The organism is Streptomyces candidus, from assembly GCF_014207445.1.
Lineage (GTDB): Bacteria > Actinomycetota > Actinomycetes > Streptomycetales > Streptomycetaceae > Streptomyces > Streptomyces candidus.
The window spans coordinates 75,882-102,415 of the sequence record NZ_JACHEM010000008.1; the positions used below are offsets into that span (position 1 = coordinate 75,882).

Below are 26,534 nucleotides of genomic sequence, written 5' to 3' on the forward strand. Positions count from 1 at the left end.
GCCCGTCCCCGTCCCGTCGCGTGCCCGTGCCCGCCCCCGCCGGGGAGGCGGCGTGAGCTCCGTACCCCTGAAGACCCGTGCGGCGCCGCCCCGCGCGCAGCGGCCCGCCACGGGGAGGCAGCCGGCGCGTCGCCGGGGTGTCGCCCCGCGCTCCCGGGCCGGCTGGACGCCCTGGCTCTACCTCGCCCCCGCCCTCGTCGTCCTTGCCGCGCTGCTCCTCTACCCCATCTACCAACTCGGCCTCATCTCCTTCCTGGAGTACACCCAGGCCCAGGTCAGCGGTGGTGAACCCACCAGCTTCCAAGGGCTGGGCAACTACGCGACGCTCTTCGGCGACCCGCAGTTCTGGCAGGTGCTGGGCGCCACGGTCTGCTTCGCCGCGGCGTGCGTCGTCACGACGCTGGCGGTCGGCTGCGCCCTGGCCGTACTCCTGACGCGGATACGGGCGCTGCCGCGGCTCGCGCTGATGATGGCGGCGCTCGGTGCGTGGGCGACGCCCGCGATCACCGGGTCGACCGTCTGGGTGTTCCTCTTCGACCCGGACTACGGGCCGGTCAACCGGCTGCTGGGGCTGGGCGACTTCTCCTGGACGTACGGCCGCTACAGCGCGTTCGCGCTCGTACTCCTGGAAGTGGTGTGGTGCTCCTTCCCGTTCGTGATGGTCACGGTGTACGCCGGGATCCGGGCCATCCCGGGCGAGGTGCTGGAGGCGGCCTCACTGGACGGGGCCTCGCAGTGGCGGATCTGGCGGTCGGTCATGGCACCGATGCTGCGGCCCATCCTGATCGTCGTCACCATCCAGTCGATCATCTGGGACTTCAAGGTCTTCACCCAGATCTACGTCATGACGGGCGGCGGCGGGATCGCCGGACAGAACCTGGTGCTGAACGTGTACGCCTACCAACAGGCCTTCGCTTCCTCGCAGTACAGCCTCGGTGCGGCGATCGGCGTGGTGATGCTGCTCATCCTGCTGGCGGTGACGCTCGTGTACCTGCGGTTGATGCGACGTCAGGGGGAAGAGCTGTGAGCACACTCGGAACGACGGAGCGCGTACGTTCCCCGCTGCCACGGGCAGGGCGCCTCCGGGTGCGGCGGCCGTGGCGGCTGGCGGCGGAGGCGTCGGCGCTGCTGGTCGCGGTCGTGGTCGCCTTCCCGCTGTACTGGATGGTGCTGTCCGCCTTCAAGCCGGCAGGGGAGGTGCAGTCGACGGACGCCAGGCCGTGGACGCTGTCCCCCTCGCTCGACTCCTTCCGGCGGGTCTTCGAACAGCAGGACTTCGGGCGCTACTTCCTCAACAGCCTTCTGGTGGCGGGGACCGTGGTCGTGGCGTCCGCGCTGATTGCGTTCCTCGCCGCGACGGCGGTGACCCGCTTCCGGTTCAAGTTCCGCACCACGCTGCTGATCATGTTCCTGGTGGCGCAGATGGTGCCGGTGGAGGCGCTGACGATTCCGCTGTTCTTCCTGATGCGGGACTTCGGCCAGCTCAACACGCTGGGCTCGCTGATCCTCCCGCACCTCGCCTTCTCCCTGCCTTTCGCGGTGTGGATGCTGCGGGGGTTCGTGAAAGCCGTCCCGGAGGCGCTGGAGGAGGCCGCCTGCATCGACGGGGCGTCACGCACCCGCTTCCTGTGGCAGATCCTCTTCCCGCTGGTCTTCCCGGGGCTGGTCGCGACGAGCGTCTTCTCGTTCATCTCGACCTGGAACGACTTCCTCTTCGCGAAGACCTTCATCATCAGCGACATCTCCCAGTCGACGCTGCCCATGGCGCTGCTGGTCTTCTTCAAACCGGACGAGAACGACTGGGGCGGGATCATGGCCGCCTCGACGGTGATGACTCTTCCGGTGCTGGTGTTCTTCGTACTCGTACAGCGACGCCTGGTCTCGGGACTGGGCGGAGCGGTCAAGGACTGATCCCATGGACCTGATTCCCGCACCCCGGCACGTGAGCCGCCACGACGGCGACGGCGGCGAGTTCGTGGAACTCGGGGCCGCCACCGGACTCGTGGTGGGCGACGGCACCGAGCGGGCGGCGCACTGGCTGCGCGGCACGCTGGGGGCGGCCACCGGCCTGTCGTTTCCGCCCGCCGGGACCCCTGCCGCAGGCGCCGTACGGCTCTCCGTGGACCCCGCGGCGACCGAGGACCTCGGCGAGGAGGGGTATCGGCTGGACGTCGTGCCCGCGCCGGGCGACGAGCCCGGCGTGCACGTCGTCGGCGGGGGGCCCGCCGGCGTGTTCTGGGGCGTGCAAACCCTGCGGCAACTGCTCGGGCCCGACGCCTACCGCGACGCGCCGCTGCCGGGGAGGACCTGGCGGCTGCCCGCCGTACGGATCCAGGACGCGCCCCGCTTCGGCTGGCGCGGCCTCATGCTCGACGTGGCCCGGCACTTCCTGCCCAAGGCCGACGTCCTGCGCTACCTCGACCTGCTCGCCGCCCACAAGCTGAACGTCTTCCACTTCCACCTCACCGACGACCAGGGCTGGCGCATCGAGATCAAGCGCCACCCCCGGCTCACCGGTATCGGCTCCTGGCGCCCGCGCACCAAGTGGGGCCATCGGGCGTCCGACCGGTGGAACGACACCCCGCACGGCGGCTTCTACACCCAGGACGACATCCGCGAGATCGTCGCGTACGCCACTGCCCGGCACATCACCGTCGTCCCCGAGATCGACATTCCCGGCCACTCGCAGGCCGCCATCGCCGCGTACCCCGAACTCGGCAACACCGACGTCGTCGACACCGCCACCCTCGGCGTGTGGGACACCTGGGGCGTCAACCCGAACATCCTCGCCCCGGCCGAGCACGTCCTGCGCTTCTACGAAGGGGTCTTCGAGGAGGTCCTCGACCTCTTCCCGTCCCGCTTCGTGCACATCGGCGGCGACGAGGCCCCCAAGGACCAGTGGAAGCAGTCCGCGGCCGCGCAGGCCCGTATCGCCGAACTCGGCCTGTCGGGCGAGGACGAGCTCCAGGCCTGGTTCGTCCGGCACTTCGACACCTGGCTCGGCGAACGGGGACGGCGCCTGATCGGCTGGGACGAGATCCTGGAGGGCGGCCTCGCACCCGGCGCCGCCGTGTCCTCCTGGCGGGGCTACGCGGGCGGCATCGCCGCCGCCCGGGCGGGCCACGACGTCGTCATGTGCCCCGAGCAGCAGGTGTACCTGGATCACCGTCAGCACGGCGGCCCCGACGAACCGGTGCCCATCGGCTACGTCCGCACGCTGGAGGACGTCTACCGCTTCGAACCGGTGCCCGCGGAACTGACGGAAGCGGAATCCCGGCACGTGCTGGGCACCCAGGCGAACGTATGGACCGAGGTCATGGAGAACCGTGACCGCGTCGACTACCAGGTCTTCCCGCGCCTCGCCGCCTTCGCCGAGGTCGCCTGGTCGACGCTGGCCGCCCCCGCCGAACGGGACTTCGGCTCCTTCGCCTCCCGAATGACGTCCCACTACCGCCGACTTGACGCACTCGGCGTCGACTACCGGCCGCCCGGCGGCCCGTTGCCGCGGCAGCGGCGACCCGGAGTGATCGGACGCCCGATCGAGGGATTGCCCCCAAACGTGTGAGTCGCGCGGTGACATGGGGTCGCCGTCCCGGCTCGTGACCGGCCCCCGGGCCGGTTCGGACGGGGGCGGACGGGAGGGGCTTTCCGGGTGGAACTGTGCCGGATGTACGGGATATGCCGGTTCGGTGCGGCTGCCGGTGGCCGACCCGGCACACCCCGCCGCCTCGTCCTGTGCAAAGTTGGACAACATCCTCGACCGGGCCGCTCGGCCACGAGCAACCACCTGGTCGGCGCGCAGCGTCGCAAGGACTCAAAGGCCTGCAATCCGGTCATTTGCTGCCCATCGTGGAGGAAGTCCGAAAGTGGGTTCATGCCTCCGGGCCGGAGCGGGAAGTCCCGGTGCGGACCCTCGCGTCGGGCGGATCCGAAGATGTGCCAGAGTTGCCACGTCCGGGCCGGGAGCACGTAGCGTACGGCGCAACAGGGCGGGACGCCGGGAAGGGGCAGCTGGGTTGACCACGCACGCAACGCAGGCGGCGCAGGCCGTGACGCTGCCTGCCTCGCTGGAGGAGGCCGTGGCGGCACTGACCGCCATGCCCGCCGCCGTGCCCGTCGCGGGCGGCACCGACTTGATGGCCGCCGTGAACTCCGGGCACCTCAGGCCCGCCGGACTCGTCGGCCTCGGCCGGATCAGCGAGATCCGTGGATGGCAGTACCAGGACGGTCACGCCCTGCTCGGCGCCGGCCTCACCCACGCCCGGATGGGCCGCCCCGACTTCGCGGCGCTCATCCCCGCCCTGGCCGCGGCCTCCCGCGCGGCCGGCCCGCCCCAGATCCGCAACGCGGGAACCCTCGGCGGCAACATCGTCACCGCGGCCCCCACCGGCGACTCCCTGCCGGTCCTGGCCGCCCTAGAAGCCACCCTCGTCGTCGCCGGGCCCGGCGGGCAGCGCGACATTCCGGTCTCCCACCTCCTCGCGGGCCGCGCGATGCTGGAGCCCGGCGAACTCATCGCCTTCGTCCGCGCCCCGCTGCTGCACGCCCCGCAGGTCTTCTTCAAGGCCACCGGCCGCACCGGGCCCGGCCGCGCCACGGCCTCCGTCGCCCTCGTCCTGGACCCGGCCCGGCGTGCGGTGCGCTGCGCGGTGGGGGCGATCGCGCAGATGCCGCTGCGACCGCTGGAGGCCGAGGCCTGGATCGCGTCGCTGGTCGACTGGGACGGAGAGCGCCGGCTCGCCCCGGAGGCCTGCGAGGCCTTCGGCGAGTACGTCGCCGCCGCCTGCATCCCGGACCCGCCCCGGCCCGACGACGGGGGGGAGGCCCCGGCGCTGGCCCCCGGCGTACTGCACCTGCGGCGCACGGTCGCCGCGCTGGCCCGACGAGCACTGGGGAGGGCGCTGTCGTGACGGACCCCACCATGGACAACACCGACAACACGGGTGGCCCTGACAACACGGTTGATTCCGACGGCGCGGTCGGCTCCGGCAACGCGGTTGGTTCCAACGACACCGTCGGGCCCGACAGCGACAGCGGTCCTGGAGGCGCGGTCGGCCCCGAGGGCGTGCGCCGCCCGGATCAGGGCGGTCCCGCCGGCCCCTCGGAGCCGGCGGACTACTCGGGCGCCTCAGGTCATTCAGGTCACTTCGGTCACTCGGACCAGACCGGCCACCCCGACCCCTTCGGCCACTCGGGTCAGTCCGGCCACCCGGACCACCACGGTCAAACCGGCCATCTCGAGGGCACCGTCTTCGGCGCCCCCGCGTCCCACCACACTTCCAGCCATGGCCCCGGCCCGGCCCACCCCTCCGCGTACGGCCCGGCTTCCGGACTCGGGCCGTCCGGCTGGCGGCCGACGCCGCAGAGCGGTGAATACGACGCCGACGCCACGGCGTTCGTCCAGCTGCCCGAGGGCCTGGACCTCTCCGGCACCGGCGACCCGCTCGCCGCCCCCGGCCACGACTACGTCCCCCCGCACATCACGGCTCCGCTGGAGACCGGGACCTGGAACGTTCACCTCCACACGGCCCCGCAGCCCTACCAGCCCCTGCCGTACCAGCCGCAGCCCCACGAGGGCCCGCAGCACGGGTCGCAGCAGCACGACTTCCCCCGCCACGGACCGCAGCCAACAGCGCAGCAGCCGCACGAGCAGCACCAGCCCTACGAGCCGCAGCAGTCCTCGTCGGGATGGCCGGTCGCAGGGCACGACGCGGGTACCACGAGCCAGTGGAACTTCACCGATGCCTTCGGCGCTGCCCCCTCCGCGTCCGATGCCGCCACCACGTCCTCGCAGGATTCCGCTCACGCCCACCAGCTCACCGGGCAGTGGACGATCCCGGCCGCCGAGGACGAGTCCCCGGACGACTCCGGTGAGTTCCCCGTCGCTACGGCCGCACCCTGGCACGCCCCGGGAACTCCGACGACCCTGCCGGGCGGCGCTTCCGCCCCCTGGGCCCTCCCGCCCGAGCAGCCCACGGCCCCCACAGAGGCCCCCGGCGCCTCGTCCAACGACGCGCCGTCCAGCGACGCGGTAACCACCGGCGCCGCGCCGATGGATACCGACTCCACCGACGGCGCTGAGTCTCAGCGGCCGCAGCCCGGCCCGTCCGAGGACGGCGGCGCGCACCCGTCTCCCGTTGCGGAGGTCGGCGTCGAACCTCCGGCGCACGACGGCAGCCCCCGCCAGGGCGGGGCAGCCTTGGCGTCGGGTGACGGCTCCCACCCGGGCGGGGCGGAGAACGGCATCCCCCGCCAGGGTGGGCCTGCCTTCGCGGAGGGCGACGGCTCGTACCAGGACCCGGCCGGCGCACCGGGGCCCGGCACGGATTCCGCCCCGGAGCCGAATCCCGCGGCAGCTGCGGCCGTGGACGCCGACGAAGACGTGAGCGCCCCCCCCGCCCCGGAAACGGACGGCGACCGGGACGAGGCGCCCGGCATCCCTGCTGCCCGCGACGACGAAGCCCCGACGGCGGCGGCCCCGCCCACCGGGTTCCGCCCCGAGGCACCGCGGGTCGGCGGCCTCCACCCCGAAGCGCCCCAGGCCGCCGACGGCGGGCCCGATGGCGCCCCGACCACCGAAGCGTCGGTTTCCGGCACCCCGACCGCGGGGAACCCGTCCCCCGGTGCCCCGGCCGACGGCGTCCGGCCCGTCGGCAATCCGTCAGACGAAGCCGGGACCGCAGGGCCGGCCGACGGCGCGGCCGCTGCCCCGCCCGCCGAGGTCCGGGCCGATGTCCGAGCCGACGTACCCGAGCCCTCCACCGGCCAGGCCGCCGCGACCGGTCCGCTCGTCGGCGGCACGCACGGAGCTGACGGCGGCGACGACGCCGACACGCACCCGGACCCGGACCCGCACACCGCCTCGCACCCGGGCCCCGGCACCGACCGGGTCCCGGATACCGACGCGGCCCCCGGCACCGGCCCGGGCCAAGAACTCGACCCGGCACACGAACTCGAACCTGAGCACGGAGCCGACCAAGGGCACGGACTCCACCCCGAAGCCGTAGTTGTGGCCGGTGCCGGTGCCGGAGGCGTGGCCGCTGCCGGTGCCGTGGCCGACATCGAACCGTCGTACGCCGCTCCCCACGAGCCTCCGCCGTACCGCGACGAGCCGAGCGAACACCCGCACGCCTCCTACGTGTTGCGGGTCAACGGCGCCGACCGGCCGGTCACCGAGGCCTGGATCGGAGAGTCGCTCCTCTACGTCCTGCGCGAGCGCCTCGGCCTCGCCGGCGCCAAGGACGGCTGCTCGCAGGGCGAATGCGGAGCCTGTGCAGTCCAGGTCGACGGCCGACTCGTCGCCTCCTGCCTGGTTCCCGCCGCGACCACCGCAGGGTCCGAGGTCCGTACGGTCGAGGGCCTCGCTACCGACGGGGAGCCCTCGGACGTGCAGCGCGCCCTCGCGGGCTGCGGAGCCGTCCAGTGCGGCTTCTGCATCCCCGGTATGGCGATGACCGTCCATGACCTCCTCGAAGGCAACCACGCGCCGTCCGAGCTGGAGACCCGGCAGGCCCTGTGCGGCAACCTCTGCCGCTGCTCCGGCTACCACGGCGTACTCGCAGCCGTCCGCGAGGTCGTCGCCGAACGCGAGGCCGCCGCCGACGCCACGACCGCCCATCACGTTCCGCACGACGAGGCCCGTATCCCGCACCAGGCACCCCCCGGCGCGGGCGGCGCCCAGCACACCCCCCACCACCCGCACGACGGAGGCATGGCGTGAGCAACGACGCGGCCACCGCCGCCGCAGCGGTCGGCGGCACGGAGCAGGAGCAGCCCGCCCACGGCCTCGGCGCTTCACTCCCCGCAGCCGACACCCGCGCCAAGACCGAGGGCACCTTCCCCTACGCCGCCGATCTCTGGGCCGAAGGCCTCCTGTGGGCCGCCATCCTGCGCTCCCCACACGCCCACGCCCGGATCGTCTCCATCGACACCAGCGCCGCGGAGGCCATGCCGGGCGTGCGGGCCGTCGTCACCCATGCCGACGTCCCCGGCGACCCGAACTACGGCCGCAAAGTCGTCGACCGTCCGGTGTTCGCCTCGGGCCTGGTGCGCCACCACGGCGAACCGGTCGCCGCAGTGGCAGCCGATCACCCGGACACCGCCCGGCTGGCCACCGCCGCGATCACCGTCGAGTACGAGGTCCTCGAACCGGTCACCGACCCGGAGCAGGCCTTCGCCGCGGAACCCCTCCACCCCGACGGCAACCTGATCCGGCACATCCCGCTCAGCTTCGGCGACCCCGACGTCACCGGCGAGGTCGTCGTCGAGGGCCTGTACCGGATCGGCCGCCAGGACCCGGCCCCCATCGGAGCCGAAGCGGGCCTCGCCGTGCCCCGCCCGGACGGCGGCGTCGAGATCTACACCGCTTCCACGGACCCGCACACCGACCGCGACCTGGCCGCTGCCAGCCTCGGTCTGGAACGTGAACGCGTGAAGGTCGTCGTCACCGGCGTGCCCGGCGCCATGGGTGACCGCGAGGACGCGGGCTTCCAACTCCCGCTCGGTCTCCTGGCCCTGCGCACCGGCTGCCCGGTCAAGCTCGCCGCGAACCGCGAGGAGTCCTTCCTCGGGCACGCCCACCGCCACCCCACGCTGCTGCGCTACCGCCACCACGCGGACGCCGAGGGCCGCCTGGTCAAGGTCGAGGCCCAGATCCTTCTCGACGCCGGCGCCTACGCCGACGACTCGTCCGAGTCGCTCGCCGCCGCCGTCTCCTTCGCGTGCGGCCCCTACGTCGTCCCGCACGCCTTCATCGAGGGCTGGGCGGTCCGCACCAACAACCCCCCTTCCGGACACGTCCGAGGCGAAGGCGCCCTCCAGGTGTGCGCTGCCTACGAGGGGCAGATGGACAAACTGGCCGCCAAACTCGGCCTGGAACCCGCCGAGTTGCGCATGCGCAACGTGCTGGCCACCGGTGACCTGCTGCCCACCGGCCAGACCGTCACCTGCCCGGCACCGGTCGCCGAACTCCTGCGCGCGGTGCGGGACTTCCCCCTTCCCACGCTTCCGAAGGACTCGCCGGAAGAGGGCTGGCTGCTGCCCGGCGGCCCGGAGGGCGCCGGCGAGCCCAGCGCGGTGCGCCGGGGCGTCGGCTACGCCCTGGGCATGGTGCACATGCTCGGTGCGGAAGGCACCGACGAGGTGTCCACCGCCACGGTGAAGGTCCACGACGGCGTCGCCACGGTCATCTGCGCGGCGGTTGAGACCGGCCAGGGATTCTCGACGCTCGCCCGCCAGATCGTCCAGGAGACCCTCGGTATCGACGAGGTGCACGTCGCCGCGGTCGACACCGACCAGCCGCCCGCCGGTGCGGCCACCCACGGTCGTCACACCTGGGTCTCGGGCGGCGCGGTCGAACGGGCCGCGAAAATGGTCCGCACCCAGCTTCTCCAGCCGTTGGCCCACAAGTTCGGCATGTCCACCGAACTGCTCTCCATCGCCGACGGCAAGATCACTTCCTACGACGGCGTCCTGAGCACCACGGTCACCGAAGCGCTGGACGGCAAGGAACTGTGGGCCACCGCGCAGTGCCGCCCGCACCCGACCGAGCCCCTGGACGAGACCGGGCAGGGCGACGCCTTCGTGGGACTCGCCTTCTGCGCGGTCCGTGCGGTGGTCGACGTCGACATCGAACTGGGTTCCATCCGGGTCGTGGAAATGGCTGTCGCCCAGGACGTCGGCCGCGTCCTCAACCCGGCCCAGCTCGCCGCCCGCATCGAGGCGGGTGTCACCCAGGGCGTCGGGGCGGCTCTCACGGAGAACCTGCGCACCCCGCGCGGTCTGGTCCGCCACCCCAACCTGACGCACTACGCCCTGCCGACGGCGCTGGACGCCCCCGACATCCGCATCGTCAAGCTGGTGGAGGAGCGCGACGTGGTCGCCCCCTTCGGTGCGAAGGCGGCGAGCGCGGTACCGGTCGTCACGTCGCCGGCGGCGGTGGCCTCGGCAGTGCGGGCCGCCACCGGACGTCCGGTCAACCGGCTGCCCATCCGACCACAGGCGGCCGTCAGCAACCCCTGACGTACGGAGCGCTCCGTAGGGACAGCTAGTCTCCCCGCCCGGGGGGCGGCGGGCTGGCCCCGAGGCCGTCGGCGCGGCCGTACCAGATCCGTTCCGGGGCCTGGTGTACCTGGCGGAGCACGCGGAACATCACGGAGAACACGAGGCGCGTCACAGGGGTGTCGGCAGGGTCCGCGGGCCGCACGGAGCTGTCCCGGGAGCGCGATTCCCGGGAGCGCGGCGGCAACCCGGCCCGCCGCTCCGGGCCCGCAGGCACCTCGGCCGAGTTGCAGAGGCTCCGTAACCCCTGTGCTGCGGGCCCTGCAACCCCTGTGCTGCAGGCCCCCTAACTCCTGCGCCGGATAAGGAAGTTCTCGATATCGTCCTTTTATGGTCGACTCCAGTTATGGTCGACTCCAGAATCGCAGAACTGGACTCCGCCGTCGTGCTCGTGACAGGGGCGATGGCGTCCGGGAAATCCACCGTGGCGCAGGCCCTCGCCGAGCGGCTGCCGCGTGCCGCTCATGTCAGGGGTGACGTCTTCCGCCGTATGGTCGTGTCCGGCCGGGTGGACATGACGCCCGACGCGGGTCAGGACGCGCGTGCCCAGCTGGCCCTCCGTTACCGGCTTTCCGCCGCTGCCGCCGACGCCTACGCCGCCGAGGGATTCACCGCGGTCGTGCAGGACACCGTCATCGGCAGGGAACTGGAGGACTACATCGCTCTGGTGCAGACGAGACCGATGTACGTCGTCGTCCTCGCCCCGGACCCCGCGACCCTGGCCGCCAGGGACGCCGGCCGGGCGAAGACCGGGTACGGCGGCGGCTGGACCCCGGAGATCATGGACCGGGGCATGCGCCGGGAAACTCCGAGGGCGGGGCTGTGGCTGGATTCCTCGGGGCAGTCCCCGGAGCAAACCGTGGCGGAAATCCTTGCGCGGCTGGTCGAGGCCCGTCAGCTGCCGGCCGGGGTGTGAGGACGGGCGCGCTCGGGGCAGTGCGGGCCGGGCGCGCGGGCTGCGGGCGCTCGGCTCTGACATCCCTATGCAGTTCCCAAGGAACAGGTCGTCGTCGCGACTTGCTCGCGAAAACGAAATCCGCGAGTGGAACAGAGTGTGGCAGGCGGGTCTGACAATCGGCGCCCGCCCGGCTGCCGCAAGGAGTTGAGTCAGCCGGAACGGCATCCTCCGGTCAGCCGGAACGGCATCCTCCGGTCGGCCCGAGCAGGGTCCCCCGGTCGGCCACTCGCGCCCCCTTGCCCCGGACAGTGCTCGAGGCCACCATGCGAAGCTCCGTACGGCTGGTGAGCGGACAGAAGAGGCGCGAGGGACTCCATGGGCGCGACGCGTGACACACAAGGGACGGACGAGGCGCACGGGACTTCCGTGGCCACGGAAAGCACTGCCGGGACGACCCGCCGGAGATTCACAGCCCTCGCAGGCGCGGGAGTCGCGGCGATGATCGCCCCCGGCTCCACCGCCGCAGCCGCCCAGCGCCCGGCCCATCGGTCCAGGGCCCGGCAGCCCGGAGCCCCGTCCGAGTCGGCGGCGCCGCGTCCCGCATTTCTCGGAACGTACACCTCTCGGCCGGGCGGCGGGGCGGGGCTCGGCCTCGCTTCGTACCGGCCCGGCAGCGGGGAGATCACTGTGGCCGGAGTGCTCGAAGGGATCGCCAACCCCTCGTACCTCGCGCTCTCTCCGAGCCGTCGGATGCTGTACGCCGTCAACGAGCAGGCCGAAGGCGCAGTCACCGCCGTCCGGTTGCGCGCAGGCGGGCCGCCGAGGGTGCTGGGCAGTCGCAGCACGGGCGGAGCAGATCCGTGCCACCTCTCGGTGCACCCGGGCGAAAGGTTCCTGCTGAGCGCCAACTACACAGGCGGCAGCATCGCCGTGCACCCCATCGGGCGCGACGGCTCGCTCGGCGCGGCCACGGATGTCGTCCGGCACCAGGGGTCGGGGCCGGACCCGGAGCGGCAGGGGGCGCCGCACGCCCACATGGTGATCAGTGATCCGGCGGGGCGGTACGTCCTGGCCGTCGACCTCGGCACCGACTCCGTGCACACCTACTGGCTGGACGAGCGGAGGGGAATCCTCCGGGAGCGCGGAAGGGCCCCAACCCGTCCCGGTGCGGGACCGCGCCATTTGGCCTTCCACCCGTCGGGGGAGTATGCCTACCTGGTCAACGAATTGGACAACACGCTGGTGGTGTGCGGCTATCAGCCGGGTACCGGCACGCTGGAACCAGGGACTCCGCAGGCCACGCTGCCTCCGGGGGTCCGCCTCGGCGAGCGCAATTACCCCGCGAGCGTCCTCGTTTCGGCCGACGGGCGCTTCGTTTACGTGTCCAACCGCGGCCACGACAGCATCGCGGCCTTCGCCGTGCGGCGCGGTGGGGCTGGGCTCAGGCTGCTCGGCGTGACGCCGTCGGGTGGTGCGTACCCGCGGCACATCGCATTCGACCCGACCGGCACGCTGCTCTTCGCCGCCAACCAGAAGTCGGGATCCGTGTCGACCTTCCGCGTGGACTGCCGTACCGGTCGGCTCGCACGGGTGGAAGCGGCTCTGGCGGCCCCGTCCCCGATGTGTGTACTACCGCTCTGAGCAGGGGATTTGAGTCGCTCGAAGTCGATTGTCAGTGGTCGGGTCTAGTCTTTTTCGTACGTCGATCCGTGAAGCTTTTCGCACGGAAAGCCGCACGGAAAGCCGCACGGAAAGCCGCACGGGCGCCGCACAGGAAGAGGAAGGGGCCGCACGGAGTTCGAGCAACCGCGTGGAAGGCGGGAAAGGAAGGAGGCAAGAGGCCGTGATCGGAATCGAACCGACGTAACTCGCTTTGCAGGCGAGGCCCTGAACCACTCGGGTACACGGCCGTGTACCTGTCCGGTCTTTGACAACTCCAGAAACGGTAGAACGAAAGGGAAGACCCCCTCAAGGCTCCCGGGGGCCCCGCCACACGACTGCCATGCCCCGTTAACAGAGCGCCGGTACGGAGAACCTCACAGCGCTCCGAGGAACGAGGTGACCGACGCCCGGAAGAGGTCGGGGTCGTCGACCCACGGGTAGTGGCCCACTCCGGAAAGTCGCCGCCATTCGCCCCGGGGGAAGGAGTCGGCGACCGTCTGCCCCACACGCACACCTGTGATCGTGTCCAGTTCACCCGTCACCACGAGGACCGGACAGAGCACCTCTCGCAGGTTGTCGAGGACGGACAGCCGGGCCAGGTCGTCGACGCCCTGCGGAAATCCCGCTCGTGGAACCGGGTTGTTCTGGCTGTGTTTCTTCGCCGCATGGCTGCGCTGCGGGGCGTCCCATCGGGCGTAGGCCATCGGTGCGGCCTGCGCCAGCAGGGTCCGAACCTCCTCCGGCTCCGAGGCCGTGGCCAGGCGTCGCACGGCTGCCGCGGCGTCCGGCCACCACGGTTCGCTGCTGCGCGACTCGAAGATCTCCCGCGCGTCGTCCGGGAGCTCTCCCTGCGCACGCTGGATGCGGCCCTCCGGACAGACGAGAACGAGGTGGCTCAGCCGCTCGGGGTACGAGGCCGCGTACACCTGGGCCGTGGCGGATGCCGCTCCGTGGGCGAGAAGGGCGAACCGGTCCAGACAGAGGTGGGCACGCAGCGTTTCCAGGTCCTGGGCCAGGGCGGGAAACGCATACCGGTCGGGGTCGTCGGACGGCGGCGAGTTGCCGGTTCCCCGCGCGTCGGGGATCACCAGGCGGTACGAGCGGTCGAGGCCCCCCAGCCCGCCGAGGTAGGCGGCATCCCGGCCGGGGCCGCCGGCCAGGCAGATCAGCGGGCTGCTGGCGGGGCCCAGCAACCGGAAGGAGAGGGCGGCGTCGTCGTACGAGCGGTAGTGAGGCATGGCTGTACGCCTGCCCCGAACAGGCCGGGGCACCGGTTGCACCCTGCACGGGGCGTACGACCAAGGACGGAGGCCGGGCCCGTCGAGAGACAGGGTTCAACACGAGAAACGCCCCTTACTCTGAGGGCATGACCGCCCTGGAGCCCCGCGAGCCCGATGCCGCCGCGCCCGACAACCCCGTCCCCCCTTCGCCGAAGGGCTGCACTGCGGCGTTGGACGGTTCAGGTGCCCCGGTCTCCTCGGCGTCGCACGCTTCCGAGGCTGCCCCGGAGTCCATGGCCGCTGCGGAACCGGGGGAGGCCCAGCCCGCCCGGGAGGGTGTGCTGGGCAGGACGCACCGGGCCCTGAGTATCGGCATCGTCTCGGTCGTCCTGCTGATCGCCTTCGAGGCCACGGCCGTAGGCACGGCGATGCCGGTCGCCGCACGCGAGCTGCACGGAATCCCGCTCTACGCCTTCGCCTTCTCGGCGTACTTCACCACCAGCCTCTTCGCGATGGTGCTGTCCGGTCAGTGGGCCGACCGGCGGGGCCCTCTCGCCCCCCTCACCGCCGGCATCGTGGCCTTTGCCGCCGGTCTGGTGCTCTCGGGCACGGCGAGCACGATGCTGCTGTTCATCCTCGGCAGGGCCGTCCAGGGGCTCGGCGGGGGACTGGTGATCGTCGCGCTCTACGTGGTGATCAGCCGGGCGTACTCGGAACAGAACCGGCCGGCGATTCTGGCCGCGTTCGCCGCGAGCTGGGTGGTCCCGTCGGTGGTGGGGCCGCTTGCCTCCGGGGCCATCACCGAGAACCTGGGCTGGCGTTGGGTGTTCGTCGGCATCCCGGTCCTGGTGGTCTTCCCGCTGGCGCTCGCCCTGCCGGCGATCCGGCGGATGGCGTCCGGCCCGGCAGACCCGGACGCGCCGATACCCCCTTTCGACCGAAGGCGGATCCGTCTGGCCCTGGCGATCTCCCTGGGCGCCGGACTCCTCCAGTACGCGGGCCAGGACCTGCGCTGGCTGTCCCTGCTGCCCGCGGTGGCGGGAGGGGCGCTGCTGGTGCCGGCGGTGCTCGGGCTGCTGCCCAGGGGGACGTACCGGGCGGCGCGGGGGCTGCCGTCGGTGGTGCTGCTGCGGGGCGTGGCGGCCGGGTCGTTCATCGCGGCGGAGTCGTTCGTACCGCTGATGCTCGTCACCGAGCGTGGGTTGTCGCCGACGATGGCGGGACTCTCCCTCGCGGTCGGCGGAGGCACATGGGCGTTCGGGTCGTTCGTGCAGTCGAGGCCCCGCATGGAGCCCTACCGGGAGCGCCTTGTCTCCTTCGGCATGGTGCTGGTCGCGGCGGCCATCGCGGCGGTGCCGACCGTGCTGCTGCCGTCGGTACCGGTATGGGTGGTGGGCGTCGCGTGGGGCTTCGGATGCTTCGGGATGGGCATGGTCATCGCGTCGACCAGCGTCATGCTGCTGAAGCTCTCCGCCCCGGAGGAAGCGGGCAACAATTCCGCTGCCCTCCAGATCTCCGACGGCCTCTCCAACGTGATGCTGCTGGCGATCGGCGGCGCGGTCTTCGCGGCCCTCGGGGGCGGTTCGGTCGCCGCGCACTCCACGGTCGCGGGGGCAGGCGGCGGCTCCCACTCGGCGGCGTTCGCAGCGGTGTTCCTGCCGATGGCGTGCGTGGCGCTGGCGGGGGCCTGGGTGGCCACGCGGCTGCGCGAGCGGTGAGACGAACGGCACCGGGCCGGGCACCGGCTGCCGGTGCCGACCGGGCGACTGTGAGCTGGGTCCCAACCGGGGCCCGACCGGACGTGCTCGGCCCGCGTTACGGGCGGGGCGCCGGTAAGGTGGCCCGGTTGTCCTACAGACCTCGGCCGGAGTCCCCGGCCGGCCCTGTCGGCGACTGCCACGTACCCGACGCTGCGACCGGAGACCGTGACTACCACCACCTCCCACCACCTCTCACCCGCCTTCCCCGGCCGTGCCCCCTGGGGCACCGCCAACAAGCTGCGAGCCTGGCAGCAGGGGGCGCTGGAGAAGTACATCCAGGACCAGCCGCGCGATTTCCTCGCGGTGGCGACGCCAGGCGCGGGCAAGACGACCTTCGCGCTGACGCTCGCCTCGTGGCTGCTGCACCACCACGTGGTCCAGCAGGTCACGGTGGTCGCGCCGACCGAGCACCTGAAGAAACAGTGGGCGGAGGCCGCTGCCCGGATAGGGATCAAGCTCGACCCGGAGTACAGCGCAGGGCCGCTGAGCAAGGAGTACCAGGGCGTCGCGGTGACGTACGCCGGTGTGGGCGTGCGCCCGATGCTGCACCGCAACCGGTGCGAACAGCGCAAGACGCTGGTGATCCTCGACGAGATCCACCACGCCGGTGACTCGAAGTCGTGGGGCGAGGCCTGCCAGGAGGCCTTCGATCCGGCGACGCGCCGCCTCGCGCTGACCGGCACGCCCTTCCGGTCCGACACGAACCCGATCCCCTTCGTGCAGTACGAGGAGGGGAACGACGGGATCCGGCGTTCGTCCGCCGACTACACCTACGGATACGGCAACGCCCTGGCCGACGGGGTCGTCCGGCCGGTGATCTTCCTCAGCTACAGCGGCAACATGCGGTGGCGCACCAAGGCGGGCGACGAGATCGCCGCCCGGCTCGGTGAGCCGATGACCAAGGACGCGATCGGTCAGGCGTGGCGGACCGCCCTGGCGCCGACCGGCGAGTGGATTCCGAATGTGCTGGCGGCCGCCGACAAGCGGCTGACCGAGGTTCGGAAGGGTATTCCGGACGCCGGCGGGCTGGTGATCGCCACCGATCAGGACTCGGCCCGCGAATACGCCAAGATCCTGAAGAAGGTCACCGGGCAGAAGGCGACCGTCGTCCTCTCCGACGAGAAGGCGGCATCGAAGAGGATCGACCAGTTCGCGGCGGACAGCTCCCGCTGGATGGTGGCGGTCCGAATGGTGTCGGAGGGTGTCGATGTGCCCCGGCTCGCGGTCGGGGTGTATGCGACCACGATCTCGACGCCGCTGTTCTTCGCACAGGCCGTCGGGCGCTTCGTACGGTCGCGGCGGCGGGGCGAGACGGCATCGGTGTTCGTGCCCACGATCCCGATGCTGCTCGATTTCGCGAACGAGATGGAGGTCGAACGGGACCACGTGCTCGACAAGCCGAAGAAGGGCGGCGAGGACGAGAACCCGTTCTCCGAGGAGGACAAGCTCCTCGCGGACGCGGAGCGGCTGGAGGACGAGGAGACCGAGGACCAGTTGCCGTTCGAGGCGCTGGAGTCCGACGCCGTCTTCGACCGGGTGCTGTACGACGGCGCCGAGTTCGGGATGCAGGCGCACCCGGGAAGCGAGGAGGAGCAGGACTACCTGGGGATTCCCGGACTCCTTGAGCCCGACCAGGTGCAGTTGCTCCTCCAGAAGCGGCAGACCCGGCAGATCGCGCACAGTCGCCAGAAGCCCGCCTCCGAGGCGGACCTGCTGGAGAAGGCCGCGGAGGCCCGGCCGGTCGTCACGCACAAACAGCTGCTGGAGCTGCGCAAGTCGCTGAACACGATGGTCGGCGCGTACGTCCACCAGAGCGGGAAGCCGCACGGCGTCATCCACACCGAGCTGCGTCGCGTCTGCGGCGGACCTCCCAGCGCGGAGGCGACGGCCGGGCAGCTCAAGGAGCGGATCAAAAAGGTGCAGGAGTGGGCCACCCGGATGCGGTGAGCGCACGGCGGTGAAGGGGCGCCCGGGGCCGAGGGTGGCCCCGGGCAGGGAAAAACAGTCGGGGCCGGCCGGTGGGGGAGCCGGCGGGCCGGCGGGCGGGGGCGGTCGGTCGGCGAGAGGGTGCGAGGAGGGGCAGCCCCGGGGCGCGGCACCGCTCGGCAGTGGGTCGCCCGGGTTGCCCGGATCGCCCGGGTCGCCGGCCGAGACCCGGGGGACCCGCGAACCGCACCTCCGTCCCACCGCTCGCTCAGCTTTACGGTTCCTCTGCCCCTCTGCCCCTCCGGCGCGCGCAACCGCCTTGCCCCCTTCGGGGGCCACCGCCCTGCCCCTACCGGCGCACGCAGCCGCTCGGCCCCGTCCGGCGCCCGCCGCCCACTTGCCTCCTTCGGCTCCCGCCGCCTCCCTGAGGCGGGTTGTGCGCCAGGAAGGGAACGTGTGCGGCAGGACGGAAACGGGTCCGCAGCCGGGAGCCCAGGTGAAGGCGGGCTTCCACGATCGACTGTCGTCGTCAGGACGGCAGCGAGGGCCGGGGTGCGGGCATATGCCCAGAAGTTTTGTCCCGTCGTGATCCGAGCCCCGACGCAGGGGGCGGGCGGCTGCGGAAGGAACAACTTCTCGTCTGCGCCCGGATTCTGGACGAGGTCTTCCGCTGAGCGGAGTGGATCGCTACCTTTCCGGCAACGCATACGCCCCGTGGCAGCGTCGCCTCGGAGCGCAGCCGGTGCCAGGACCCGCCGGCGGCCTCTGCGCGCGTCACCGACGGAACCGGTGACGTGCACGATGCGCAGGAGGACCGCCGGCACTCACCACCAAGGAGTGGGCGTCGTGACCGCGGAGACTTCCCAGACGCTCGACAGAGGACTGCGCGTCCTCAAGCTGCTCGCCGATACCGACCACGGCCTCACCGTCACCGAACTGTCCAACAAGCTCGGCGTCAACAGGACGGTGGTGTACCGGCTGCTCGCCACGCTCGAACAGCACGCCCTTGTCCGCCGGGACCTCGGAGGTCGTGCCCGGGTCGGGCTCGGGGTGCTGCGCCTGGGGCGCCAGGTTCACCCCCTGGTGCGGGAGGCCGCGCTGCCCGCCCTCCGTTCCCTTGCCGAGGACATAGGGGCCACGGCGCACCTCACGCTTGTCGACGGGGCCGAAGCCCTCGCTGTCGCGGTGGTGGAGCCGACCTGGACGGACTACCACGTGGCGTATCGGGCGGGGTTCCGTCACCCGCTCGACCGTGGCGCCGCGGGCCGGGCGATCCTCGCCGCGCGGCAGAGCGTGCTGGCCGAGCCCGGGTACACCCTCACCCACGGTGAGCTGGAGGCCGGGGCGAGCGGGGCCGCCGCACCGCTGATAGGGGTGACCGGGGTGGAGGGCAGCGTGGGGGTCGTCATGTTGTCCGACTCGGTTCCCGAGCGGGTGGGGCAGCGGGTCGTCGACGCGGCCCGCGAGGTCGCCGACGCGCTGCGGTAGCCGCAGCGCTCCGGTAGCCGACGCTCCGGTAGCCAGGGCGGCCGGCGTTCTGAAGGGGTGGAGGCGGCTGGGGTGCCAGGGCGCTGCGGTGGTCGACGCGCTCCGGTAGTCGACGCGCTGGGGTAGCCGAAGGGCTCCGGATCTGTGCGGACGGAGCTGGGGCGCGGGAGCTGTTCCGAGCGTCCGGGAGGGTGGTGCTCGTGCTCGGCCGGGGCGGCCCGGACAGGTCCGGCTGTGGCAGGGGCCGGGTCTGTGGAGGGGGCCGTTAGATTGGGGGCGTGCCCCTTCTTTTCTCCAGGCTCTCCCGCAACAGCCGTATCGCCGTCTGCGCCCTGCCCGTCGTCGCGCTGTTCGGGGTGGCCGCTGCCGTGCCGTTGCCGTACGCGGTGGCCCAGCCGGGGTCGGCGACCGATGTCCTCGGCAAGGACAAGGAGGGCAAACCGGTGATCAGCGTGTCCGGGGTGCCGACCAGGGAGACCACGGGACGGCTGCGGATGACGACGATCGTCGCCACGGGCCCTTCGATCGACCATCGGGTGGGCGACCTGGCCGATGCGTGGTTCCGGGAGGACCGGGCGGTCATGCCGCACGACGTCGTCTACCCGACCGGCGGCGACGACAAGGAGGTCTCCGAGTACAACAAGGGGGAGATGCTCAAGTCGCAGAACGCCGCAGTCTCCGCCGCCCTCGGTTACCTCGGCGACAAGGGCAAGGGCGCCAAGGTGGACCTGCATCTCTCCGACATCGGCGGCCCGAGCGCCGGCCTGCTCTTCACTCTCGGGATCATCGACAAGATCGACGGCAACGGTGCGGGCGGTGATCTGACCGGCGGTCTCGACGTCGCCGGCACGGGGACGATCGACGCGGACGGCACCGTAGGTCAGGTCGGTGGCGTGCCCCTGAAGATCAAGGGCGCGAGAGCGGACGGGGCCACCGTCTTCCTCGTACCGAAGAACGAGTGTTCGCAGGCCAAGAGCGGGCTGCCGGACGGTATGCGGCTGATTCCCGTCGGCACGCTGACCGATGCGGTCTCGGCACTCTCCGAGCTGGGAAAGAAGGGCGGGGGAGGCAAGGTCCCGAGCTGCTGACGTGGGGGGGCGGGAGCGACAGGGGGTCGGTGGAGCCGCGGGCCACTGGGGAGCTGCCGCGTGCTACCGGCGAGTTCGGGCCACTCATCGGGCGCCGACCGTGCGGAACCGGTGGTCGTGCGGGCCGGGGGCGGCGGTGCGGATGAGGCGCAGGCCCAACTCCACGAGTGTCCAGCCGAGTTGCGTGCGTACGAGGTGATGGGCAGCGGTCCGGTGGGCCGAGGAGCGGGCCAGTCGGTGGGCGGCGGCTTCGGCGCGTAGTTCGCCGGAACGGGTCGCGTGCAGGTGGAGGTGGAGCTCGGAGGGCATGGCAGTGCTTCCTCTCGGTCGGTGTCCTTCGTACCTGGGCGGGGGACGGACTGCGTGCTGTCGGCGGCCGGGGCGCGTCAGTCCCTGGCGAGGGGGAATCCGTGCAGGTGGACGCGGTATTCCTCGGCGGTGTCGGCGGACTTCACGGCCTCGCCCTTGACTCGGTAGGCCTCGATCAGTTCCTCGACGCGGCCGATCATTTCGTGGGCCATTTCCGGCGTCATGGTGAGGGTGTAGTCACTTAGTTCGGAGGACTCGCGCCACTCCTCGGACCAGTCGCGTCGGGTGCCGAGCCAGGTGCTGAGCTCTCGGGTGTGCTCCGTGGCCGCCTCGTGCATCAGCAGGTCCGCGGCGCCGCGGACCGTCGGGTCGGCATGGTCGACGAGCCAGTTGCCGAGTTGCGTTCCCTGGTGGACCGACCGCCACCAGCGTTCCCTGCCCTTGCCGTGCTCGGGGGCGTCCTCGACGAAGCCGTGGGTCGCGAGCTGCCGCAGGTGGTAGCTGGTCGCCCCGCTGGACTCGCCGAGCCGGTCCGCCAGTTGGGAGGCGGTGGCGGGACCGTGGCGCCGCAGTGCGCGCAGGAGTTGCACGCGCAGCGGGTGGGCGAGTCCGCGCAGGGTGCGGGCGTCGAGATGCTGGACGGACCGCTCGGACGTCTCGTCCTGCGCGGTCGGTGGAGTGGATTCCTCCACGGGAGCGGAGGGCGGCTGGCTCGGCGCGTCGGGTTCGGGCATGCCCCCATCGTAGAGTTGCAAAGAGAACGTTGCAAGGGTTCTTTTGCAACTACTTCTTTGCAAGCAACGGCTCGCCCCTGCCGGACCCCGGAAAGCCGTCAGGCCGACCCGCCATCGGAGCCCAGCCCCCTGCCTGAACCTCCGGACATCTGTCAGGCCGAACCCCTGCTGCCCATCGGCCGACCCGGTCACTCCGTCACGTCAGCCCGGACGCCTGTTCCACCAGAGGGATGATCCGCAGCGGAACGGGGTTCTCCATGACGATCGCCGTGGAGGCCCGGACGATGCCCTCGAAACCCACCACCAGGTCGATCACCCGTTGCAGATCGGCGTTGGAGCGGGCGACCAGCCGGCACAGCATGTCCCCGTGCCCGGTCGTCGTGTGCAGCTCCAGCACCTCGGGCACCGTCGCCAGGTGTGCCCGTACGTCCGCCCCCTGCCCCTGCTTGATCTCCAGCGTCGCGAACGCCGTCACCGGATACCCGAGCGCCGCCGGATCCACGTCCGGCCCGAAGCCCCGGATGACCCCGTTCGACTGCAGCCGGTCCATCCGCGCCTGTACGGTCCCGCGCGCCACGCCGAGGCGCCGCGACGCCTCCAGCACCCCGATCCGGGGCTCCCGGGCCAGCAGCACGATCAGCCGCCCGTCCAGCTCGTCCACTGCCACAGCCGCTCCCCGGGTAGTCATCCTGTACAGATAGCGTGCCCATACTCGCTCTCGACTGGTCGCATTGCCCAGTGAATGTGCGAACTATTGCGCACCTTGCGATGTGGCGGGACGCTCCCCATATGACTGAGACCACGACTGAGACCACTGAGCCCGTCATCCCCGACACCGCGCGCAAGGCCGACCCCTTCCCGGTCAAGGGCATGGACGCGGTCGTCTTCGCCGTCGGCAACGCCAAGCAGGCCGCCCACTACTACTCGACGGCCTTCGGCATGAACCTCGTCGCCTACTCCGGACCGGAGAACGGCAGCCGGGAGACCGCCAGTTACGTCCTCACCAGCGGCGGGGCCCGTTTCGTCCTCACCTCCGTCATCAAGCCGTCCACCGAGCGCGGCCGTTTCCTCGCCGACCACGTCGCCGAGCACGGCGACGGCGTCGTCGACCTCGCGATCGAGGTCCCGGACGCGCGCGCCGCGTACGAGTACGCCACCGCGCAGGGCGCCACCGGCCTCACCGAGCCGTACGAGCTGAAGGACGAGCACGGCACCGTGGTCCTGGCCGCCATCGCCACGTACGGCAAGACCCGGCACACCCTCGTCGAGCGCAAGGGCTACGACGGCCCGTACCTGCCCGGCTTCGTCGCGGCGTCGCCGATGGTCGCGCCCCCGGCCAAGCGCACCTTCCAGGCCATCGACCACTGCGTCGGCAACGTCGAACTCGGCAGGATGAACGACTGGGTCGGCTTCTACAACAAGGTCATGGGCTTCACCAACATGAAGGAGTTCGTGGGCGACGACATCGCCACCGAGTACTCCGCCCTCATGTCGAAGGTGGTCGCCGACGGCACGCTCAAGGTCAAGTTCCCGATCAACGAGCCCGCCATCGCGAAGAAGAAGTCGCAGATCGACGAGTACCTGGAGTTCTACGGCGGCGCCGGCGTCCAGCACATCGCGCTCGCCACGAACGACATCGTCTCGACGGTACGCACCATGCGCGCCGCCGGAGTCCAGTTCCTCGACACCCCCGACTCGTACTACGACACCCTCGGCGAGTGGGCGGGCGAGACCCGCGTGCCCGTCGAGACGCTGCGCGAGCTGAAGATCCTCGTCGACCGCGACGAGGACGGCTACCTGCTGCAGATCTTCACCAAGCCGGTCCAGGACCGCCCGACCGTCTTCTTCGAGATGATCGAGCGGCACGGTTCGATGGGCTTCGGCAAGGGCAATTTCAAGGCCCTCTTCGAGGCGATCGAGCGTGAGCAGGAGAAGCGCGGAAACCTGTAATTCTCGACGGCGGCAGTCGGCTCACGCCTTCCCCTCCGGCAGGCCGCCAGGCCACCTCGGCCCCACCGGGACGAGCCGCCGCCGTATCCACCCCCTCCGGGGCGAGCTGCCACGCCGCTTCCAGCCCTCAGGAGCAGGCCGCTCACGCCTCCCGCGCCCCGCCCGGGGCAGGCGACCTCCCCGCCGACGCCCCCTTCCTCGCTGCGGCCCCACGGACCTGCTCCGTGGGGCCGCAGTGCACCCCGCCCCCTCCACGAGGCCTTTCCGTCCTCCGTGCCGTGCTCGTGTCACCCCCGCTTCCGCGGCGCTGTGCCGACGGGGCCGTGCGCGCGGGGGCGTGGTGGTGCCGCCCGTGGCGCGGACCTCTGGGGCCGGGGTTCCCGGACCTGGCGGGGGCCGCCCTCCGGCGGTTCGCCCAGGCGGGCGAGGGAGGCGTCGGCGCGCGGTGCCCACAGCGGGGAGAACACCGGGTTGACCCGCAAGGCCTCCGCGAGGTGCCGGCGGGCCGCGCCGTAGGCGCCGGTGGCCCGTTCGATCTCGCCCCGGTGATAGAGGAACATCGCGTTCCGCGCGCCCTCCTTCGTCGCCTTCCGCGCGTACTCCAACGCGGCCTCGTCGTCGCCCGTACGGTGCAGTGCCCAGCCGAGCGCGTCCGCGACCTCCGGGCCCGGGTGGCGTGCGAACTCAGCGCGCAGCAGTGCCACGGCCGTTTCCGCGTCGCCGTGGTCGCTCTCCAGCCGGCCGAGGACGAGGTCGCCGCGTACGCCCTGACGGCCGTCGTGCGCGAGCCGCGCACGGGCCACGCGGTAGTGGGGTTCCCCGCTGCCGCCGCCGGCCTCGATCAGTTCGCCCAGTTCCACCGCGTACTCGGGACGCGGGGCGAGGGTGAGGGCCGCCCGGTACGCCTTGACGGCCTCCGCCGTGCGGCCCGCCCCCGCCAGCACCCGGGCCCGGCCCGCGACCGCCGCACCCTGCCTGCGGTCCAGGGACAGCGAGGCGTCGAAGTAGCCCAGGGCGTCCTTCAGGTCACCTCGTTCCCAGGCGAGTTCAGCCGCCCGGTTCAACTGTTCCGTCTTCTCCACCGAGGTCACCGCGGTCGCCACGGCCTCCCCGGCCAGCGCGGCCGCGTCCTCGCGCCACCCCTTGTCCCGGTACGTCTGCGCGGTCCACCCCAGCGCCGTCGCCCCGCCGCGCCTCTCCAGCAGCTCCTCGGCGGCCCGCCCCGCCGCCTTCGCGTCGCCGAGCCGCCCGTACGCGTCGATCAGGACCGGGTACGCCGCCCACTCCTTCGGCGCCTGCCGTCGCGCGGTCTCGCCCCATCGCCGGGTTGCCGCGAAGTCCCCGCGCGCGTGCGAGAGCCGGGCCATGCCCACCGTCGCCGCCAGGTTCCCCTTCCCGGCCGCCCGCAGCGTCAGCGAACGGCGCAGCGCCGTTTCCGCCTTCGGGTAGTACGTCGAGTCGGCCGCCCGCGCGCCCCGCTCGACCAAGGCCGCCCCGAGGGCCGTCCACGCACCGTCGTCCCGGGGGCTCGCCCGCACCCGGGCGTTCAGGGCGGCCAGTGAGGTCGCCGTCCCCGGAGCCCCTGCCGCCGGTTTCGCCGCGGGCCGCCCACCGTCCGCGTCCCGCGTCAGCAGTACCAGCGAACCGGCGGCCAGCACCGCCACCGCGACCGCCGGCACGAGGCCCCCCCGACGAACCGCCCGCTTCCGGCTCGCCCGCATCCCGACCACCCGCATCCCCTCCGCAGGCGACACCCCGCCCACCCTCTTCCCACCTGCCCGCCTCCAGCCCCCGCGCCCCCCGCCGGCCCACTCCCCGTCCGCAGGACCCGTCCCGTCCGCGGGCGTCTTCGGAGGCCGCGGCGGCTCGGCCGGGGGGCCCGGCGGCTTCGCGGCGGAAGGGGGCAAGGGCTCCATGGGGTCCATGGCGCTCACTGTGCGCCAGCGCGAGCCGGTACGACGAGCACACCCGCCTGCCGCGATCCGGAACGCAGACGGGTTCACACAGATGGCCCCCGGGTGCCAGGCTGAACCCATGGACGATCTTGCGGAACTGCTGCGCGCCGGCCTCCCCGACGAGGCGCTGATCACCGACCCCGACGTCATGGCCGCGTACTCCCGGGACATGGCCGGCTTCTGTGCGGCCGGAGCGCCCGCCGCGGTCGTCCTGCCGCGCACCGTCGAGCAGGTCCAGCACGTCATGCGCACCGCCACCGCGCTGCGCGTTCCCGTCGTCCCGCAGGGCGCCCGTACCGGACTGTCGGGCGCCGCCAACGCCACGGACGGCTGCATCGTCCTGTCCCTCGTCGCCATGGACCGCATCCTGGAGATCAACACCGTCGACCGCATCGCCGTCGTCGAACCCGGCGTGATCAACGCCGTCCTCTCCCGCGCCGTCGCCGAGCAGGGTCTCTTCTACCCGCCGGACCCCTCCAGCTGGGAGACGTGCACCATCGGAGGCAACATCGGCACCGCCTCCGGCGGGCTGTGCTGCGTGAAGTACGGGGTGACGGCGGAGTACGTACTGGGGCTCGACGTCGTCCTCGCGGACGGCCGCCTCCTCACCACCGGCCGCCGCACCGCCAAGGGCGTCGCCGGTTACGACCTGACCCGTCTCTTCGTCGGCTCCGAAGGCAGCCTCGGCGTCGTCGTCCGCGCCGTACTCGCCCTTCGGCCAGCGCCGCCCCAGCAACTGTCCCTGGCCGCCGAGTTCCCGTCCGCCGACGCCGCCTGCGAGGCGGTCTGCGCGATCATGGAACGCGGACACGCCCCGTCCCTGCTCGAAATCATGGACCGCACCACGCTGCGCGCGGTCAACGCCCTGGCCCGGATGGGCCTCCCGGAATCGACCGAGGCCCTGCTCCTCGCCGCTTTCGACACCCCGGACCCCGTGGCCGACCTGGCCGCCGTCGGCGAGGTCTGCGCCGAGTTCGGCGCCACCCAGGTCGTGCCGTCGGAGACCTTCGCGGAGTCGGAACTCCTGCTCCAAGCGCGGCGTTTGTCGCTCACCGCCCTCGAAGCGGTCAAGTCCGCCACGATGATCGACGACGTGTGCGTGCCCCGCTCGAAACTCGGCGCGATGATCGGGGGCACCGCCGCCATCGCCGCCAAGCACGGGCTCACCATCGGAGTCTGCGCCCACGCCGGCGACGGCAACACCCACCCGGTGGTCTGCTTCGACTCCGCCGACGAGGACGAGTCGCGGCGCGCCCGCGCGTCCTTCGACGAGATCATGGCACTGGGGCTCGAACTGGGCGGCACGATCACCGGCGAACACGGCGTCGGCGTACTGAAAAAGGACTGGCTGGCCCGTGAACTCGGCCCGGTGGGCATGGAGTTGCAGCGCTCGGTCAAGGCGGCCTTCGATCCGCTGGGGATCCTCAATCCCGGCAAGCTGTTCTGAGGACGAGGCCCGCGGTGTAGGTCCAGGGTCGGCGGGGG

Annotated in this window: 19 protein-coding genes and 1 tRNA gene; 14 read left to right on the plus strand and 6 right to left on the minus strand. The window is 72.1% G+C overall.

Annotated elements, in window-relative coordinates:
• Positions 1-52 precede the first annotated feature (52 nt).
• The 8 genes from HNQ79_RS16560 (at position 53) to HNQ79_RS16595 (ending at position 12,598) form a co-directional block, all read left to right on the plus strand.
• Positions 53-1,027 (plus strand): carbohydrate ABC transporter permease, encoded by a 975-nt coding sequence (locus HNQ79_RS16560; protein WP_373312387.1) that lies wholly within the window; start codon positions 53-55, stop codon positions 1,025-1,027.
• A complete protein-coding gene (locus HNQ79_RS16565; RefSeq protein ID WP_373312389.1) occupies positions 1,024-1,911 on the plus strand; it encodes a carbohydrate ABC transporter permease in 888 nt (295 codons plus the stop codon). Before HNQ79_RS16560 ends, HNQ79_RS16565 begins: the two co-directional genes overlap by 4 nt.
• 4 nt (positions 1,912-1,915) lie before the next feature.
• Entirely contained in the window at positions 1,916-3,565 is a 1,650-nt protein-coding gene (locus HNQ79_RS16570) for a beta-N-acetylhexosaminidase (protein WP_185031737.1), read from the plus strand.
• 451 nt (positions 3,566-4,016) lie between these two features.
• Entirely contained in the window at positions 4,017-4,910 is an 894-nt protein-coding gene (locus HNQ79_RS16575) for an FAD binding domain-containing protein (protein WP_185031740.1), read from the plus strand.
• Complete coding sequence (locus HNQ79_RS16580; RefSeq protein ID WP_185031742.1) at positions 4,907-7,720, plus strand: 2Fe-2S iron-sulfur cluster-binding protein; 2,814 nt, start codon at positions 4,907-4,909, stop codon at positions 7,718-7,720. The genes HNQ79_RS16575 and HNQ79_RS16580 overlap by 4 nt, the downstream gene beginning before the upstream one ends.
• Positions 7,717-10,020: a xanthine dehydrogenase family protein molybdopterin-binding subunit gene (locus tag HNQ79_RS16585; protein ID WP_185031744.1), complete on the plus strand. Its 2,304-nt coding sequence runs from the start codon at positions 7,717-7,719 to the stop codon at positions 10,018-10,020. The genes HNQ79_RS16580 and HNQ79_RS16585 overlap by 4 nt, the downstream gene beginning before the upstream one ends.
• Before the next feature lie 385 nt (positions 10,021-10,405).
• Positions 10,406-10,975, plus strand: coding sequence for an AAA family ATPase (locus HNQ79_RS16590; protein WP_185031745.1), 570 nt, complete (start codon positions 10,406-10,408; stop codon positions 10,973-10,975).
• 480 nt (positions 10,976-11,455) lie between these two features.
• Positions 11,456-12,598: a lactonase family protein gene (locus HNQ79_RS16595; protein ID WP_229923117.1), complete on the plus strand. Its 1,143-nt coding sequence runs from the start codon at positions 11,456-11,458 to the stop codon at positions 12,596-12,598.
• Positions 12,599-12,795: 197 nt separating this feature from the next.
• Here the strand turns inward: HNQ79_RS16595 and HNQ79_RS16600 are convergent.
• Positions 12,796-12,867: transfer RNA gene (locus tag HNQ79_RS16600), tRNA-Cys, on the minus strand.
• A 126-nt stretch (positions 12,868-12,993) separates the two neighbouring features.
• Positions 12,994-13,857 carry an alpha/beta fold hydrolase gene (locus tag HNQ79_RS16605; protein WP_185031747.1) on the minus strand — a complete coding sequence of 288 codons (864 nt, stop codon included), beginning with the start codon at positions 13,855-13,857 and terminating at the stop codon, positions 12,994-12,996.
• A 128-nt stretch (positions 13,858-13,985) separates the two neighbouring features.
• Between HNQ79_RS16605 and HNQ79_RS16610 the strand changes: the two genes are divergently transcribed.
• From HNQ79_RS16610 to HNQ79_RS16625, 4 genes are all read left to right on the plus strand, one after another.
• Positions 13,986-15,557, plus strand: a complete 1,572-nt coding sequence (locus tag HNQ79_RS16610; protein WP_185031748.1) for an MFS transporter — start codon at positions 13,986-13,988, stop codon at positions 15,555-15,557.
• 207 nt (positions 15,558-15,764) lie between these two features.
• Positions 15,765-17,546 carry a DEAD/DEAH box helicase gene (locus tag HNQ79_RS16615; RefSeq protein WP_185031749.1) on the plus strand — a complete coding sequence of 594 codons (1,782 nt, stop codon included), beginning with the start codon at positions 15,765-15,767 and terminating at the stop codon, positions 17,544-17,546.
• 825 nt (positions 17,547-18,371) lie between these two features.
• Positions 18,372-19,013 carry an IclR family transcriptional regulator gene (locus tag HNQ79_RS16620; protein WP_185031750.1) on the plus strand — a complete coding sequence of 214 codons (642 nt, stop codon included), beginning with the start codon at positions 18,372-18,374 and terminating at the stop codon, positions 19,011-19,013.
• A 278-nt stretch (positions 19,014-19,291) separates the two neighbouring features.
• Positions 19,292-20,101, plus strand: coding sequence for a hypothetical protein (locus HNQ79_RS16625; protein ID WP_185031751.1), 810 nt, complete (start codon positions 19,292-19,294; stop codon positions 20,099-20,101).
• An 84-nt stretch (positions 20,102-20,185) separates the two neighbouring features.
• Here HNQ79_RS16625 and HNQ79_RS16630 read toward each other — a convergent pair whose 3' ends face one another.
• The 3 genes from HNQ79_RS16630 to HNQ79_RS16640 all read right to left on the minus strand — a co-directional run bounded on the left by HNQ79_RS16630 (position 20,186) and on the right by HNQ79_RS16640 (position 21,811).
• Positions 20,186-20,410, minus strand: a complete 225-nt coding sequence (locus tag HNQ79_RS16630) for a hypothetical protein (RefSeq protein WP_185031753.1) — start codon at positions 20,408-20,410, stop codon at positions 20,186-20,188.
• 77 nt (positions 20,411-20,487) lie between these two features.
• The gene (locus HNQ79_RS16635) at positions 20,488-21,144 is read right to left on the minus strand and encodes a helix-turn-helix domain-containing protein (RefSeq protein ID WP_185031755.1); all 657 of its coding nucleotides are present in this window, start codon (positions 21,142-21,144) and stop codon (positions 20,488-20,490) included.
• 196 nt (positions 21,145-21,340) lie between these two features.
• The gene (locus HNQ79_RS16640; protein WP_229923118.1) at positions 21,341-21,811 is read right to left on the minus strand and encodes an Lrp/AsnC family transcriptional regulator; all 471 of its coding nucleotides are present in this window, start codon (positions 21,809-21,811) and stop codon (positions 21,341-21,343) included.
• Between the two features lie 122 nt (positions 21,812-21,933).
• Here HNQ79_RS16640 and hppD point away from each other — a divergent pair, with 122 nt between their 5' ends.
• Positions 21,934-23,094: a 4-hydroxyphenylpyruvate dioxygenase gene (hppD, locus tag HNQ79_RS16645; RefSeq protein ID WP_185031758.1), complete on the plus strand. Its 1,161-nt coding sequence runs from the start codon at positions 21,934-21,936 to the stop codon at positions 23,092-23,094.
• Between the two features lie 287 nt (positions 23,095-23,381).
• Here the strand turns inward: hppD and HNQ79_RS16650 are convergent, their stop codons facing one another.
• A complete protein-coding gene (locus HNQ79_RS16650) occupies positions 23,382-24,773 on the minus strand; it encodes a tetratricopeptide repeat protein (protein WP_185031760.1) in 1,392 nt (463 codons plus the stop codon).
• 355 nt (positions 24,774-25,128) lie between these two features.
• Here HNQ79_RS16650 and HNQ79_RS16655 point away from each other — a divergent pair, with 355 nt between their 5' ends.
• Positions 25,129-26,496 (plus strand): FAD-binding oxidoreductase, encoded by a 1,368-nt coding sequence (locus HNQ79_RS16655; RefSeq protein WP_185031762.1) that lies wholly within the window; start codon positions 25,129-25,131, stop codon positions 26,494-26,496.
• Positions 26,497-26,534: the final 38 nt, after the last annotated feature.